14 protein-coding genes are annotated in these 16,328 nt (G+C 56.4%); 4 read left to right on the top strand and 10 right to left on the bottom strand.

What is annotated here, in order from left to right; translation table 11 throughout:
- The first annotated feature begins 483 nt into the window (after positions 1 to 483).
- Together PMX21_RS05690 and PMX21_RS05685 are read left to right on the top strand one after the other, a co-directional pair.
- Positions 484 to 933 (top strand): DUF4869 domain-containing protein, encoded by a 450-nt coding sequence (locus PMX21_RS05690; RefSeq protein WP_271758611.1) that lies wholly within the window; start codon positions 484 to 486, stop codon positions 931 to 933.
- Positions 933 to 1,910 carry a hypothetical protein gene (locus PMX21_RS05685; protein ID WP_271758609.1) on the top strand — a complete coding sequence of 326 codons (978 nt, stop codon included), beginning with the start codon at positions 933 to 935 and terminating at the stop codon, positions 1,908 to 1,910. The genes PMX21_RS05690 and PMX21_RS05685 overlap by 1 nt, the downstream gene beginning before the upstream one ends.
- Here the strand turns inward: PMX21_RS05685 and PMX21_RS05680 are convergent.
- The 5 genes from PMX21_RS05680 to PMX21_RS05660 all read right to left on the bottom strand — a co-directional run bounded on the left by PMX21_RS05680 (position 1,907) and on the right by PMX21_RS05660 (position 8,817).
- Positions 1,907 to 4,393, bottom strand: a complete 2,487-nt coding sequence (locus PMX21_RS05680) for a glycosyltransferase family 2 protein (RefSeq protein WP_271758607.1) — start codon at positions 4,391 to 4,393, stop codon at positions 1,907 to 1,909. The genes PMX21_RS05685 and PMX21_RS05680 overlap by 4 nt on opposite strands.
- Positions 4,394 to 5,461: a glycosyltransferase family 2 protein gene (locus tag PMX21_RS05675; RefSeq protein WP_271758605.1), complete on the bottom strand. Its 1,068-nt coding sequence runs from the start codon at positions 5,459 to 5,461 to the stop codon at positions 4,394 to 4,396.
- A 12-nt stretch (positions 5,462 to 5,473) separates the two neighbouring features.
- A complete protein-coding gene (locus PMX21_RS05670; protein ID WP_271758603.1) occupies positions 5,474 to 6,592 on the bottom strand; it encodes a glycosyltransferase family 2 protein in 1,119 nt (372 codons plus the stop codon).
- 74 nt (positions 6,593 to 6,666) lie between these two features.
- Complete coding sequence (locus tag PMX21_RS05665; protein ID WP_271758601.1) at positions 6,667 to 7,707, bottom strand: glycosyltransferase family 2 protein; 1,041 nt, start codon at positions 7,705 to 7,707, stop codon at positions 6,667 to 6,669.
- Between the two features lie 6 nt (positions 7,708 to 7,713).
- A complete protein-coding gene (locus PMX21_RS05660) occupies positions 7,714 to 8,817 on the bottom strand; it encodes a glycosyltransferase family 2 protein (protein WP_271758599.1) in 1,104 nt (367 codons plus the stop codon).
- A gap of 112 nt (positions 8,818 to 8,929) precedes the next feature.
- Here PMX21_RS05660 and PMX21_RS05655 point away from each other — a divergent pair, with 112 nt between their 5' ends.
- Both PMX21_RS05655 and PMX21_RS05650 read left to right on the top strand, forming a co-directional pair.
- Positions 8,930 to 10,060 (top strand): acyltransferase family protein, encoded by a 1,131-nt coding sequence (locus PMX21_RS05655; RefSeq protein WP_271758597.1) that lies wholly within the window; start codon positions 8,930 to 8,932, stop codon positions 10,058 to 10,060.
- Between the two features lie 170 nt (positions 10,061 to 10,230).
- Positions 10,231 to 11,250, top strand: coding sequence for a glycosyltransferase (locus PMX21_RS05650; protein ID WP_271758596.1), 1,020 nt, complete (start codon positions 10,231 to 10,233; stop codon positions 11,248 to 11,250).
- Positions 11,251 to 11,270: 20 nt separating this feature from the next.
- Here PMX21_RS05650 and PMX21_RS05645 read toward each other — a convergent pair whose 3' ends face one another.
- From PMX21_RS05645 to PMX21_RS05625, 5 genes are all read right to left on the bottom strand, one after another.
- A complete protein-coding gene (locus PMX21_RS05645; RefSeq protein WP_271758594.1) occupies positions 11,271 to 13,067 on the bottom strand; it encodes an AAA family ATPase in 1,797 nt (598 codons plus the stop codon).
- 203 nt (positions 13,068 to 13,270) lie between these two features.
- Entirely contained in the window at positions 13,271 to 15,061 is a 1,791-nt protein-coding gene (locus PMX21_RS05640) for a VgrG-related protein (RefSeq protein ID WP_271758593.1), read from the bottom strand.
- Between the two features lie 128 nt (positions 15,062 to 15,189).
- Positions 15,190 to 15,609, bottom strand: a complete 420-nt coding sequence (locus tag PMX21_RS05635) for an HI0074 family nucleotidyltransferase substrate-binding subunit (protein ID WP_035138648.1) — start codon at positions 15,607 to 15,609, stop codon at positions 15,190 to 15,192.
- Positions 15,596 to 15,883 carry a nucleotidyltransferase family protein gene (locus PMX21_RS05630; protein ID WP_055252283.1) on the bottom strand — a complete coding sequence of 96 codons (288 nt, stop codon included), beginning with the start codon at positions 15,881 to 15,883 and terminating at the stop codon, positions 15,596 to 15,598. Before PMX21_RS05630 ends, PMX21_RS05635 begins: the two co-directional genes overlap by 14 nt.
- A gap of 8 nt (positions 15,884 to 15,891) precedes the next feature.
- Positions 15,892 to 16,323, bottom strand: a complete 432-nt coding sequence (locus PMX21_RS05625; RefSeq protein WP_055252284.1) for an RrF2 family transcriptional regulator — start codon at positions 16,321 to 16,323, stop codon at positions 15,892 to 15,894.
- Between the last annotated feature and the right edge of the window lie 5 nt (positions 16,324 to 16,328).

Here is a 16,328-nt window from a genome sequence, read left to right as displayed (position 1 = left end):
TAAAGCCGTTTGTCTCCAACCGCGTAGCGGGTGGTTTAAAGCTGGCCGCTGCGCGGCCAGCAGACTAAAGTCTTGAATCAAAAAAGCCGGGATAACCCCGGCTGATAATCAAAGAGGCGGTTTTCTGCTGGCTGTCAGCCGCGGCATCCTCACGGAAACCTAGTTGTCGCCGGAATTATAGTCCCCGGCGCGGACTCACCTTATCTCCCCGGTGCGGGCTCGATATCCTCTCGGATATCTAATCGTCTTGGACTTTTTACCTGCCCAAGCACAGTACAGCTTTTACGTGCCGCCACACGGAGCTTAGCTCAAGATTATTATCTATAACTCAAGCCACTAAAGCAAGCTACGCACGGGCATGGTCAAATTAAATTCAAACCTTGGTCATCAATCACATCTACCGCGGGCCGATAACGCCCGCCTCATGTGCTGCGATATAATCAATCTCACTAAATGCCAAATCAGCAAGCCGAAGGAGCTAACGTGCTAACAATTCACTATGGTGATATGGAAAACGTTATCTACAACACGTCGGTTTACTTCGATAACGTCTATTCGCCCCAGTGGTTTCAAGATGCCTTTGCTCAAAGGGTCATAAAATCCATCGACAAAGGCACCGTGGTAGGCCCCAATGCAATCGATACCAAGATTCTAGGTATCATTCCTCCCGAAAAACTATCCAGCGGCACCAAAACACTGCTGCTTATGTACTTTATGCCGGAGAACGTATATAACGCCTCAAATTGCGGTGATAATTGCGCCTACTGGATTCTGCGGATCGCCGCGCAAAAGGATTTAGCAATCAATCTCTACCATTTAATGGATTTTGGAAACGGCAAATTCACGGCTGTCATTGCGAACACAGGCGATGTCGTTCACACGATGTTTGACCTTGTCCCCATAGCTGGAAAATGCCTTAGGGAGAACTCCTGATGCGCGGATCATACAAGGTAATTATTCAAAATAACCGTGTTCAGTTTAAACTGACCATCAATAGAAATCTGACCATCATCCAAGGAAACAGTGCTACAGGGAAGACAACTCTGCTTGATATGGTGGCAGCCCATGAAGAGCTTGGGGCACAAAGCGGCGTAACAGTAAGTTGCAAAGTGCCCTGTAAAACAATATCTGGAAAATATTGGCGCAGAGATCTCCAAGAGATTTCCAGCAGTATTGTTTTTATTGATGAGGGCAATACTTTTGTTCGATCAAGAGAATTTGCCCATGAAGCAAAACGTAGTTCAAACTACTACGTAATCGTCGCCAGAGAGTCACTGCGCCAACTGCCCTATAGCGTTGATGAAATCTACGGTCTTAAGAACACCAACCGAACCACAACGAAGTATCCCGTTTACTCTCGTGTCTACACCTCTACATATCGTATTTACGATGATACTGAATTTAGAGGCGAGAGGCCCGAGCTTGTCATCGTCGAGGACACAAATTCGGGCTACGAATTCTTCAGTTTGCTATGCAAAAAGAGCAGCATTAAGTGCATCAGCGCGGGAGGAAAATCAAATATTTGCAACTGCATTATGGACGCACCGGAAAACGACATCCTCGTGATTGCCGACGGCGCCGCCTTTGGACCAGAAATTGCGGAAGCAGCTGCTCTATTGCGCCGAAAGAACATCAAGCTATTCCTACCGGAATCGTTTGAATGGCTCGTGTTGAAGTCGGGATTATTCAACAGCAAACACATTAAGGACATGCTGCTTAACCCCGCCGAACATATCGAAAGCTCAAAGTTCTTTAGCTGGGAGAGGTTCTTTACTGCGGAACTCATTGAATGCTCACGAGACACACGTTTTCGATATGACAAGAGCTGCTTGAACGAGGAGTACCTGAACCCCACCGCCTTTGCAGCTCTTGAGGATACTTTGCCGGAACTTGGCATTACTTCGCACTAAAACGAGAAGTACTCACTGTCGGAGGATAGGTTTGGTCCGAGCCACGGGTCGCCATCGAGGAAGAACTCAGGCCAGCGCTGCATGAACAGTGCTTGCTCGCGCTTCCAGCGACACATCTTTTCCTCGTTGGCCTCTTCTCTGCCGCGCGAGGTGAACTCGTAGTGGTACAGCTCGGCATAGGGCGTAAAGATGGTGCGGTAGCCCGCCTCCCATGCGCGCAGGCAAAAGTCTGCGTCGTTAAAGCCAACGGCGAATTCCTCGTTATAGCCGCCGACCTGCTCAAATACGTCGCGTCGGACCATCTGGCTGGCACCCGTTACGGCGCTAAAGTTGCCCGGGCGCACGGCACGGGCAAGATAGCCCTCGCGCTTTGCCGAGAAGTCCTGGTTGGCATGGGCAAGTGCGCCGCGCACGCCAACCACAATGCCAGCGTGCTGCACCAGATGATCGGCAAAGTAGAGTTTGGCACCCACCACGCCCGCTTCGGAACGCTGCAGATAGCCCATCATCTCTTCAATAAAGTCGGGACTAATGACCTCGGTATCGTTGTTGAGCAGCAGCAGATAATCGCCTTTGGCGTGCTCCACGCCAAAGTTAATGATCTGGGAGTAATTGAACTCACCCGGCCAGTACACAACGCGCGCGATGCCCCTGCCTTCGGATGCTGCAGCCACGCGCTCTGGCAGGGTTTCGTAATACGCAAACGTCTCCGGGGCTTCGCTGTTGTTCTCCACCAAGACGATCTCGTAATTGGCATACGTTGCCTTCTGGGCGATCGACATCACACAGGCGTCAAGCGTCTCAATGTGATCCTTGGTGGGAATCACAATGCTCACCAGCGGCGCAGGCTCCGGCAGCGCATAGCGCATGCGGTAGACAAACGGCGTCTCGGTATCCTCAACCGTTCCGCAAATGCCCAGCGCGTTAAAGTGGCGCTGCAGCGCAAGACGACCGGCTTCAATAGCATACGGCTTGCTATCGGCAGAGCCATCGGCGGTCGATCCCGGATGCACGCGCCAGTGATACAGCACATGCACAACATGCTCAAACCGCGCGTCCGCCGAAAGGCAGCGAAGCGTCAAGTCGTAGTCCTGGGCACCCGCAACGTCTTCCGGGGACGTGCCAATACGATCGATGAGCGCCTTCTCCACCATCAGGAAATGCGTCACGCAGTTATGGCTATAGAGCAGGTCGACGTTGAGCCGCGTCTTAAAGACCGGCTGGCCCCACTCCCCCGTTTTCTGGAACATGTCCTCGTCGCAGAACAGGACCTGGGGACGCTTGTCCTCGGCCGCCTTATTCAGCGCGGAAACATACTGGAATAACGCGTCCGGTTCCAGAATGTCGTCATGGTCCAAGAACGCGACGTAGTCGCCTGTCGCTCGCTCGATACCTGCGTTGGTGTTGAGCACAATGCCGCCGTTGCCGGGAAGCTCGATGCGACGGATGCGCTCGTCGTTGGCGCCTGCCGCAAGGGCGGCCACCGCATCCCATTCAGGCGAGGCATCCATAAGGAGCAGTTCCCAGTTGTCATAACTCTGGGCTAGCACCGAGTCCAGCAGCTCGCGCAGGTATTCCCGATCAGTCTTGTAGCACGGCACCACAATACTCACGAGTGGTCTATAGGCAAAAGCCACCGAAGCGACACGCTGGCACGCCAGATCGCCCGGCTTTGCGCGATGTTGCTCAAACCAACATCGATAAGCTGCGTCGTCAGCGCGTGCATCCTTCATGCGGTTCCAGCTGTCGTCGACCATGCCGTTGTACAGGCGACCATCCATGGCGCAAAAACCGCTCTGGATTAGGCCCGTGGGATCAGCCGCAATCGCGACAAAATCACGTATATCCTGGGGCATCTCAACGCTCAAATACGTTTTATTGACGCGGCAACCGTTGCGCTGCGGCACATCGACCTGCGATTCAAACACATGCACGGTAGCATCGATGGCATTCATATGCGTATCGAAGATCTGGAGCTCAGGCGCGCACTGGGGGTCTCCCGCCCAGGTAACCTCATAACGCCACACCGCGCCGGCGTCTGCCGGCAAATAGCGAATGGCATCGATCTCGTAGCGACCGCAGCATTCGCCACGCTGCGCATCGCGGATAAGCGCACACAGCGCAGGCTTTGCTTTGTAGTTAATCTTGGATTCCAGCTTGGCCACGCGGCTATCGAGGCGAATAGAGCCCAACCTTTGGCCACCGAATGCAAAAACGGCATCCATCGACGAGCCATCCAAAAACGGAAGAACCAAGACGGCGAGCTCGCGCTCGTAATCGGAAACGGAAGGGCAAAGCGCCAGCACACGGCCATGATCGACCGGGAGTACCAGCGACGGCACACAAGAACCGCTCGTCGTCGCATGGGCAAACGCTTGAGAATCCTCCCGCTCAATAAGCGCGGCGACATCCTGACCGGCAAAACGAAGCAGCACAAACAGACGGCCCTGGCTGCGGCAAAGCGCCAAACGCTTGATACTCATCTACACTTCTCGCTTTCCTAGGGCGTTCGCTGCCATGCGTTTGCAGGCACCCAGGCGCCCAAACCTCAAGACGTCGTAATCGAACATGAGCTTTTTGCACTCACGGGCATTGGGGGCCTTGCTGGTAAGCGCCGCACGCACCATAGCAGCAACAGAAGGAGCGCATTGTGTGAGCGCAGCATCCCTGCCCACGGCAGAACCGGCAAGCGCCGTGGCAACGGCAGCAAACACCTTGCCGCAGTCCGAACCCAGTAACCTGAGCGCATCGTACAGCACCAGATCGCACAGGAAATATGCAAGGTCATCGGCATGCTGGGCATCGAGACCGTCGCGCCGCCAGTCAGCCAGCACAGCGGAGTAAATCTTCACATGCTCCAGCAGACGCGTCTCGTCGTCATAGCGCATGGTATCCATGAGCGAACCCTTGCGCGCCACGCGGTAGTCATACAGCTTGCTCGAGATAAGCGCGGTCTTGTGCGAACGACCGTACACGGCAAAATCGAAGACCTGGTCCTCGCCATACTTAACGGTTTCGTCGAACACGATCCCGTTGCCCAGCAAAAACTCACGCTTGCAGGCAGTGCGCCATGCAAAGGGGCGAGAAGCTTCCTTAAACAGCAGGTCGGAGCTATAGCCTTCAAACGACACATCGCGCGGGCTCAGCACATAGTTAAGCCACGGATATCCCGCCTCCAGCGGATACGGATTCGCACCAAAGGTCAACACGTCGCAGTCCTCGCGCCCAAAGGCATCGACGATCACGCGGCATGCATCGGGCGTGAACCGATCATCGGAATCCAAAAACGCGACGATAGGCGCCGTGGACGCAGCAATGCCTGCATTACGGGCGCTCGACAGGCCGCCGTTCTCCTTATCGACCAGCGTAAAGCGCGCGTCCTTTTCGCAATAAGCAGCCGCAATATCGCGCGAACCATCTGGCGAGCCATCGTTGACCAGCACGCCTTCCCAATCGGGCATGTCCTGCGCAAGCAGGGAGTCCAGGCACCAGGCCAGGCACTCCTCCACCTTGTAAATGGGAACAACGACGGAAATCTTAGGGGTAGCCATAGTCACGCGCTCCTACTGTGCGGCCGGAACGTCGTCAGGGTGCGGGTTGTCGCCGTAGGTGCGCTGATACGTCAACACACGCCAAACCAGCGGCAGGCCGCCAATCTTAAAGTAATGCTTAAACGTATTGAGCTTGCCCGGCTTCTTAAAGTCAAAGCGCGAATCGATATAGGCGCGGGGCGACTTGACCATCAGGCGCAAGTCAGTCTCGCCGCGCGGGTCGAATAGCGACAGGTCAAAGCGACCAGCATCCCAATCGGCCTTGAGCTCGGGCGAGGCCTTCTCCCAAAACCGCTCGCGCAACTCATCGACCAGACGCTCATCATTCCAACGGTACGTATCAACCTTCATGCGCATTAAAATGCCTTGGAGCTGAGCCTTGAGCTCGGGACGCTCGTCCAAAAAACGTTGCATCTCGGCGTATTCGTCGCACACGCAAAACACCTTGTTGGACGAATTAACGGAGCTCTTCTCGTTATCCTGGCGATAGCACAAAATGGGGTCCGTAATAAACGCGGCACGCTCGGCGCAAGCCCAAACCTTAAAGTTAAAGCCTGCGTCCTGATACGAGGCACCCGGCGTGGGAAGGAACCGAATCTGATTGTCGTTGAGGAACTCGCGCCGATAGATAGCCGACCAAATGGATGGTTTGCGGTAGAAGATGCCCGGGCGATCGACGGGGCGATACGCGGCGCCCGTCATATGCTCGTCGATAATCCCAAACAGTTCACGGCGTTCGCTGGGCGTGGACCAATACAGGTAAAAGTCGCCCTTTACCACATCGGCATGCTCGGCATCGGCCTTGGCGACCAGCTTTTGGAGCGAATCCTCAAACATAAAGTCGTCGGACTCAAGGATGCCCACGTACTCGCCGCGCGCCATCTCCAGGCCGCGGTTCATCGAGTCGCCGTAGCCGCTGTTGGCCTTGTCGATCATCTTTACACGAGAGTCGCGCTCCATGTACTCGTGGATGATATCTGGCGAGCTATCGGTGGAGCCGTCGTTGATACAGATGATCTCGATGTCCTTAAGCGTCTGCGCCACGGCGGAATCGAGGCACTCGCGCAGGTAGCGTTCGACATTGCAAATGGGCACAAGCAGCGAAACTTTAGGGGTATCAGAGATCTGCAAGAGAACCTCCTGTTGAATAGCGTGTAACAGGGTTATTTTAGCAGCCGAGTTGCGGCGGGCGGCAGCGCTTGGAATTAGATAAAGCGCTCCAGGCAGGCTTTGAGACCGCGAGTCGAAAGATAGAACAGCGTGGCGTCTGCCATCGAAACGCCCGAGGTCGTCGCAACGAACTTGTGGGCAACACGGCAAACGGCGCCCTTGGCAGGCATATCCGCCCACGCCGTTCCCAAAAACGTCGTGAGATCCATATTGACGCGAGCCGCCACGCGATGGAAACCATCGGCATCCAAGCGCGCCAGGTCGAACACAATAAGGTCCAAAAACCAAGTTATCAGCTCGCCGGGGCACAGGTCCAAAAGACCGTAGGCTGCCCAGTCCTCCAAGACCTCCTCGAGCATTCTCATATGGGCATCGAGCTTTTTGGCGCGAGCCTCGGCACTGTTGAACTCGTGCGTCGCCGATTCACTCTCCATCACGTAGTGGTAGAACTTGTCCGGCATGACGACGGTCCTGCGGGCAAGCGCATAAGCCGCAAATTGGAAGACGACGTCCTCGCCCAAAGCCAAACCGGGGGCGAAGCGAATGCCTTCGCGATTGAGCAGCTCGCGCGAAAAAGCCGCACGGCAGGCATAGGGCTGCGCATTCGAATGGAACAGCAGTTGGGGATCACGGGCGCCGAAGGTACCAGCTTTGGGGCTCATGAGTTGCTGGACACGTTTGGGGGCGGCATCGGCAGGTTCACAGACGCCGCCAAAAACGACGACCTCGGCATCTGACGACTCCATGGCATGCAGCACGCGCTCGACCGTCTGGGCATCGATGTAATCGTCGGCGTCCACAAAGAAGACAGTCTCGCCCTCGGCCGCATCGATACCGGTATTTCGAGCGCACGAGACACCCGCGTTTTCCTGGTCAATCACCAGTACGCGATCGTCGGCCTGCGCGATCTGGCGCAACACGTTCAACGAATCATCAGTCGAACCGTCGTTGACGCAGACAACCTGAATCGAACGCTCAGACTGGACCAACAGCGAATCGAGGCATCGCTGAATGGAGCGCGACGAATTGTAGACGGGAACGACAATGGTCGCTTTGGGGGTCAAAGTCTCTCCCATGTCGACCTACCCCCTCAGCGATTCGATGAGGAAGGCAGCAACCACACCTGGGCCTCCAACCGAGGCGTAATACTTAGCACGCCCCAAGGCACCATCCGTCGCAAAACTCGGATGCTCGTCAACCCAGCCCTCAGGATCTTTGAGGATGGCAGCGAGATTTGCGCGCTTCCACGGCTTGAGGTCGTCAAGCGAAAAGTCCCCGGCGTCCAAGGCCGCTTGGAACTCCTTGGCCATCTGAACCAGGAACTCCTTATAGAACTTAGGCGCCAGGCGCACGTAGTTCCACATGTACGAATCGTACTTAATGAGCTGATTGAACTTGAGCATGCGCGCGACATCGCCGTTTGCGTGGTCGCGGGCATAATCCTCTCGAATCCAACGCTCAATCTCGGCATACTCGGTATTGACGCAAAAGACCTTAGCCGAAGAATTGACCGAGGAATTCTCGTTGTCCTGACGATACGACAACACGGCATCATGCAGGTAAACAGCCTTATCGGCGCACGCGATCACCTTAAAGGCGAATGACGTGTCCTGAAAGGATGCCCCCGGAGTCGGCAGGAACTTAATGCCGTTGCGCTCAAGAAAATCGCGACGGTACACGGCCGACCAAATCGACGGCTTTTGCTTAAAGAACTGAGTCGTATCGCTCGGGTGCACCGGCTTGCCACAGTCCTTGGCTTTAAACATCTCGTGCAGCGAACGACGCTCCTCGGGCTTAGACCAGTAGAAATCAAAGTTCGCCTTCGCGAAGTCGGCATTATTGCTATCGGCGGCCGAGACAAGCTTTTCGAGTGCGTCGGGCGCCATAAAGTCATCGGACTCCAAGATGCCAACGTACTTGCCACGCGCCATCTCCAGGCCGTGGTTCATCGAGTCGCCGTAGCCGCTGTTGGCCTTGTCGATCATCTTGACGCGCCCATCGCGCTCCATATACTCGCGGATAATCGCCGGCGAGTTGTCGGTCGACCCGTCGTTAATGCAGATGATCTCAATATCCTTGAGCGTCTGCACCAGGGCGGAATCGAGGCACTCGCGCAGGTAGCGCTGAACATTGTAAATGGGAATAAGCAGCGACAGAACAGGGCTGCCAGAGGCGTTAGTAGACAAATGTGCTCCTTAGGAAATACCTGTCGTTTCATGGTATCAAAGGGTCAGCGCGCCAGCGGGCGTTTATATAATCTATGGAGCTCGCAGAGGCAAACCGATAAGAAAGGACGTCATGCAGCCCAAAGCCGCACGCAACATACCCATCGAAGCGCTGCGTTTGGTCGCGGTCGCCGGCATCGCGGTGTTCCACACCTTTCAGTGGACCTTCCAAGCCGTCTGCGTCGGCGCCGTGGAATATGCCCCACTTGCGATATTCCCCTATTCCGGCGCGCTCGGTTTTATTAACTTGCTTGGCTGCTGGGCCAACGAGGTCTTCTTTATGATCTCGGGCTATTTTCTCATCGCTTCGGCCGCGCGTGCTTGGGACGGTGGAGCAACGTGGAAGTCGCAAATGCAACGGACGGCGCAGCGCCTTGGCAAGGTCATTATGCCCACTGCGTTTTATTGCCTCGTGGCGCTCGCGTGGTCCACGGTCGTCTCACCCATTCCCGATGTTACCCTCAATACGCACTACTGGTACACGCTAGGCCTTGAGTTTATCTGGGTCTATGCGGCCACGGTCTTCATGGCGCCATGGTTTGGACTGGCCAAGAGTCGACTCTCCCAGAAGAGCTACACGACGACGGTCATCGCCGTTAGCATCCTCGCATTCGTTGCTAACGGGTATTTGGCCGCCATGAGTGCGACAAGCGCCGGCGAGTTTTCTTGGCTCCAAAAGCTCATGAGCGCTACCACGTACGTAGTCGCGTTTTTGATCGGCGGACTGCTCCGCGACGTTACCGATGTCATGGATTCGGACAGGGTGGGCGCCTTGGGCATGCGCTCGCTCGTAACGGTTTTGGTGCTCACCATCATCCTGGAAGGAGCACTCTCCTTCACCGACAACCTCACGGCGATGACAATCCTCTCCTACAAATCGACCTCGCTGATCTCGTTTGCCCTCGCTGCCGCCTCCCTGCTCTTTGCGGCTACCCGACGCAGTGCCTCAGGCAATTCGCGGACTGCAGGTGCCATCGTCACCTTATCGACCGCCACGCTCGGTTTCTATGTGATGCAGTCGCTCACCAGTAGCCTGTGGCGTCCCGTCTTCAATACGTTGCTCGCAAACATACTGGTCAGCCAAAACAGCCCGGCAGTTATATGTATCGTCACGGGTACCGTCATTAGCATCGTCTTTGCCCTGACACTTCTCACCATCGACGCAGCTAGAAGCCTTATCGCTCGCAAGCTCAAGCGGCAATAGATACGCTGCCGTAAGACGCTAAAGCCGCTACAGCCGTGGCAGGTTCCTGCGTTTTATTCAAAGCTTGCCGCCAAGGTGCGCCGAGCCTTTACAATAGGACAGTCCCAAGGACGTATTCGATAGCTTCCGCGCAGCACTCGCCCGCCGCGCGTGAAAGGATATATTGCCCCATGCCTTCAACCCTCCCCGCTCCCATCGATAAGCTCGCCATCGTCGTCGTTACGTACAAGCGCCAGGAACTCCTGGCCAACTTGTTCGACTCCATGACCGAGCTCACGGCAACGCCCTGGCGCATCGTGATTGTCGATAACGAGAATTCGCGCGAGACCGAGGCCATGTGCACCGCATTCAACGAGCGCTTGGCCAACCTGTGGGGCATCGACACCGAGCAGCCCGACGCGCAGGGCGGCACCGACCGCGTCATCTACGCACCGCAGCTCGAAAACGGCGGCGGTGCGGGCGGCTTCTCCGCCGGCACTAAATGCGCCTACGACCTGGGCGCCCAGTGGTTCTGGGTGATGGACGACGACGTGCTCGTCATCCCCGAAGGCATCGAGCGCTTGGCCAAGTGGACCGACCGCTACGATGTCATCCAGGGTTCGCGCCTGGACTTCGACGGAGGCGCGTTCTTTTGGCAGTACCAACTGATCCTTTCGCTCGGCATTCCAAACCCTGTCGCCAAGTGGGATCTGGGTCCCGAGGGCTACCGCACCATGAACCAGCTGTGCTTTGAGGGCGGCATGTTCTCGCGCCGCGTGGTCGACAAGATTGGCCTGCCCGACGCGCGCTTCTTTATCTACGGCGACGATGCCTGCTATGGCTACGTGGCCAGCCAGCACTTCCCCGCCGCCGTTGTTGCCGACGTGGTTCTCAAGCGCGCCCGCGCTGTCTCTAACTGGGATATCGCCGGCAAGCGCCAGCTCAACTCTACGAGCGACACCAACCGTTACTACATCATGCGCAACCGCGGTTATCTGGCCCGCTACATGCAGATCTACGGCGACTATCACCCCGTGCTGTTCCGTCTGGGCAACGCCGCGACCTTCTGCAAGGAATTTATTCGCCTGGCCGCCGTTGACAAGTGCTTTAAGACCGGAATTCCGGCGCTGCGCCGCGGCATGAAGGACGCCCGCAAGATCATCAAGGACCCCAACTGGAAGCCCATGCCGCCCATGAAGGACGCGGAGTAGTAAAGGGCTTTCGTCATCCCCTATAACCGCTGGCACACCACGGACACACGCTGCCCGTCAAAGCCAAAGCCCCAGCGCATGCGTCCAATGGCGGGGCGTGGCACACGGATTTCGTCGATGCCGTCGCGCTCTATGTCGAGCAGCGCCTGCACGGCCAGCAATTCCAGGCCCAGCGCATCCACACCGGGGTCATACATCATGTTGATCGTTATCAGCGGACGTTCATCGAGCATACCGATCGTATCGGCTATGTCGAACACGGCGCCCGTGGGAAAAACCTGGATGTCCCAGCGATCCGCGCCACACTTTCGCCTCGAAGCAGGATTGGCATAGCCCGGCAATCCAAAGCAGAGTCCTTGCAAGAGTAGGTGATATGGTAGCGGCTTATCTGGGTCGGTCTCACCGATTCCCGCATCCCCCAGGATGCGGCTTAGCGCCCGCCTTACGGTATCCTCGTTCCCACGGCACAGCCCGTCGCGAAACGCATCGACGTCTCGAATGTCTTCGGCAGCGCACTCAAACCACTCAACAATCACTAGACGCAAGGCCTGGCGAAGCTCTTTATTGGGCAATCGCAAAGCACGGAGACGATCGCCATGCTCTGGCTCCTCAGTCATATCCGTCGTGAGAAAACCGGACAGATACAGCGCTGTCCACATGCTATCGTCAGGCGAGACATCTGGCTCTGCAGTGCCCAAACAAAGCGGGACCTCAACGCATCCATGGGCCTCGAGCAAATCAAACAAGACCGAAAGGCGGTCGAGATTCCACCCGGCAACTACTCTACTCAGGCAATCGGCATATCCATACAGATCGGCACGCACGGGCGCCGTGCAGCCTCGGTCCAAAAACCCAATCACACGCTCTGGACTCGAGCAATAGGCCCTGCCAAACCGATACCCCTCGAGCCATTCACGCGCATCATCCAGGTATTCCTCGCGCCCAGCATGATTCAGCAGAGCCTCGGCCTCGGCATCCGAAAAGCCGAACCAACGGTCACACCAGGTCGAAAGCGGCGTCGTCAGACAATACGAGCAGCAGTGCAAAGAAAGCGCCGCTTCGGCAGGGCCGGGACACTCCCCCATCAAACACGTCAGCCGCAACGAATCGCGCGCAGTGGCAATGGCGTCAAACAGCGCACGGTCAAGTAGTTCTGCCGGATCGGCGTCGGAAGCGTCCCTCGCGCTCGCACGGCGAGACCACGCCGCATCGTACCCATCAACGAGCAATACAACCTGCTCATCGCAGGCAATCTCCAGCAGCTCTATGAGCACACCGAGCACCGAGTCAACCTCGTCCGCGCTCGCCACGCCACGCGCGACACGTTCGATGTGACGCACCTTATCTCGAGCTAAATCCGGAGCCTCCAAGAGCGCCAACAAGCGAGCGCACTCGCCCGAAAGGGCATCGCGCACGACGCCGGCAACAGCGGGGCCACGTCTCCCAGCGCCAGAAAAGTCCAGCGATATCACCGGATAGCAAGCATACTCATCCCGATAGCGCCCGCCGTTCGCATCCCAAATCTGAGCATCGGCAAACAAACGCTGACCAGAGCGACCGACCGCTGGACGCTCCAGAAAAGCCCTGAGCATCGACAAGTTCATGCTCTTGCCAAAACCCTCGGGTCGACAGCACACCACAACGGACGCGTCGTAGTCCAACACATCGGCAATAAACATGGTCTTGTCAACCAGCATGCAACGACCAATGGCATCGGCAAAATCATGCACACCGACCGGCAAAACCGCATCATCGACATGGTTGACAAGCCGTACGCCAAAAGTATCGCCACTGTTGCAATACTCCTGTTCAGACACCGTAACTTCTCCCTAAAACGCAGCACGAAGCCCATTGTAGCGAGCAGTTCAAGCGCAACGCTGGATCCGTGCAAAGGCATCGGGCAACGGTAGGAACAAAGGCCTTGAGGGGGCATAACAAATCGTTGTGCAGCAAAATGGGGCCCGATGCAACTGCACCGGCCCCCATTGCGAATCTTTAGTTGTCGGGCAACCGAAAGGGACTACTCCTCGGAGTCGTTCTGCCCAGCAGCCTTCTTTTGCTGATCGAGCTTATGCTTGCCACTCACAATAGACGTGGCACCCAGCGTGGCCAAGCTTGCACTGGCAAGGCTCGCCATAACGATAAGGTCGCCCGTCTTGGGCATGTTACCGCCAGATGACTTGGTCGTTGTAGTCGTCGTGGTTGTAGTGGTTGTAGTGGTCACCGTCTTGGAGTCATCTTGCTCTTGGACTTGGTTGTCAGCACCGCTCTTGTCGTCGTCTTCGGGCTGTTTCTTTTCGCCCTCGGTCTTGCTCTCGTCCTTCTTCTGACCGGACTTGTCGCCCTTCTCATCAGAGCTAGGACCCTTATCGGATTCAGCCTTCTCGGAAGCCTTGTCCTTGGAGTCGCCCTTTGCGGCTTCGGTCTTTTCCGTGGAAACCTGATCAGAGCTGTCCTTGTTCTGGGCCGAGCCGTTATTGACGCCAGCCATCAGCGAAGAACCCAGCGTAGAACCAAGCTGCTCGGAGAAAGAAGGCTTCTTGTCCGGCGAAGCAACGGGAGCGTCCGGCGCCTTATTCGAGTCGTCCTTGGAAGCATCGGAATCAGGGGTCGTGTCAGAGCCGGAGCCGTTGTTAGAGCCGGTGTCAACGGACGAATCGCTCGAGCCGGTAGATGAGTTAGAGGTGCCAGCGTCGGTCGAACCAGAAGCGTCGCTGTCCGTATTGCCGGCAGAGCTTGAAGGCGAATCGCTCGCAGCAGAGCCGTTCGAATCGGAGCCGTTCGAGGTAGAGCCGTCGTTGGTAGTGCCACCAGCAGAGCCATTACCGTCAGCATCGGTCGAGGGCGCATCCATCCTGTCATCGTTGGCATCGTCACTCGAGCCGTCATTCGAATCAGGTGTCGGCGAGGGCGCCGGCGCAGGCTCGGGCTGCACGGGCGTCGCAGCGGCAGCGGCCTCGTCCTCGGCGATATAAACCAAGCAGTCCTTCAGCTCGTTGCGGTAGCGGTTCTTCCAGCCCTCATGATACTGGGGCTGACTTGAAAACTTGGTGGCGACATTGTTGACCACGCTATTGGAGAGCGCCGTCGCAAACTCGCGGTCGGACATATCGTTGGAAAGATTCGCCCAGCGGAAGAAGTCTCTGCAGCCACCGGTACCGCACATGTTGGTGATGCTCCACACCATACCCTTGACGCAATCGGCGCGGCCGGAGATGTCAATGCCAAGAGCGCTCTTAAGCCACGCCTCGGTCACCGCATAGTACGAGTTGTACGCATAGGCATCTTGAAGTGCTGAGAACTCAACAGGATCGGTGTTATAAGCACCTTGGAAGGCATCCTGCGCGATATGGCCCAGCTCGGTGAGCTGGCCGTTCTCGTACATGGCATTGCTCGTGTTGGAAATCTCGCTGCCGCGATCAATCGCATCCTTGAGCATGCAGTATTTTTCGGGGTTGTAGTTGTAGGCCTGCTTCATAAACGGGATGAGCGACCAACGACGGTCGAACTGGTAATAGCCCAGCGCGTTATAACCGTCGCCATACGAAAAGCCTTGGTTGTAGTTGCCATGGCTCTCGTACTTGGTAAAGTACTTCATCTCGGGAGTCACGTTGACAAACGAAACGCCCTGGACCGACCTCAGCACGCCCGAGAAGGACTGCTGGGTGTAGAGGCCTTTGTCGATATCGGTGGCATCCGAGGCAACGCCCGGCGTGGGTTCCTCGGCAGCGGCGGGCGCGGGCGCGGTAACGGCGCTAAACGAAAGCGCCAGCGTCAGGCCCGCAACAATCGCGGAATGCTTGGGCTGCATAAGATCCTCCCTGCATTGGTATAGTTAAAGTGCAGTTTGCAAAGATAAAAGTAAGTATTGCAGCTCGCCCGTTGTTACACAACAACCCCTCGGTAAACGGCAACAACCCTCCGCGAAATCTTAAGGAATTAGACAAACTGGTCGTCGGGCGCCAACAGAAGCTCGCCGTAACGTTTCGTCAGCCCGTCTCTCAACTGACAGAAAGCGGGAATATAGACGTTCAAGATGCGCTGAATCAAATCTTGAGCGAGCTTGTTGTCGTAGATATGGACGTTCGTATTGCGGTCTCTGAGCATATCCAGCCAGGCTGCCTCATCAATAAAGTCGTAGAATCGGTAGGACTCCTTCAAGATGGCACGAGGAGACCCCGACGCGGCAAGCGTGGCGCCCTCATACTCGAGCAGACGCTTAAGGAGCTTCCAGCTCAGTTCAAATTGAAGATTGAACTTATTAATCAATCCACTCTGAACAAAATCATTGTTAAGATCCTGATTGGGCGCATCCTCAAGATTCGCCAAGGCGCTGGCAAAGTTCTCATATTTTTTCATACAGAATCACACCATCCCTGGCAATTTCATCGAGCAATTGCTGCGATAAGGGCTCATCGAGATTGACGACATCTACATCTAAAAGAGTATCAAGATGTTCCTCGATCAAATATGAGAAACGGCCGAAATCCCGGCAACCTGCTACGGCGATGTCAATATCGCTCTTGGGCAAGTTGTCGCCTCGAGCACGAGAACCAAACAACACGACCGTCTCGGCGTCACATTCCCGAGCAAAAACTTCGATTTGCTTATACACCTTGTCGAGAGATGCCATTTGCAGCCCTACAGCTTAATGTCAAAGTTGATCTCGGGGACGGCGGCCAGGTCGGCCAACGTCACGCCGTCGACGTACTTTTCGATCACGTCATCCAGACCACGCCAGAACTTGACGGTGGAACACAAGTCACTGCGGGCGCAGCTGTTGTCGATGCCATCGCACGCCACCGGAGCCGTGCTGCCCTCAACGGCACGCAAGATGTCGCCGGCACGCACCTCGGCCGGGTCCTTGGCCATCATGTAGCCGCCGCCCTTGCCACGCACGCTCTTAAGCAGGTCCGCCTTCATAAGCGGACGCACCAGCTGCTCCAGATACTTCTGCGAAATGCGCTCGCGGTCGGCAACCTCGCGCAAGGCAATCTTGCCCTCGGCGTCGCCCAGCGCCGCGATATAGATCATCAGTCGGAGGGCATAGCGGCCCTTGGAAGAAATGAGCATACCTA

Source organism: Collinsella aerofaciens (assembly GCF_028209885.1).
In the GTDB taxonomy this organism is placed as follows: Bacteria; Actinomycetota; Coriobacteriia; order Coriobacteriales; family Coriobacteriaceae; genus Collinsella; species Collinsella aerofaciens_BA.
Note: the sequence above shows the minus strand (reverse complement) of the source record. Positions and strands in the feature narration are given on the sequence as shown.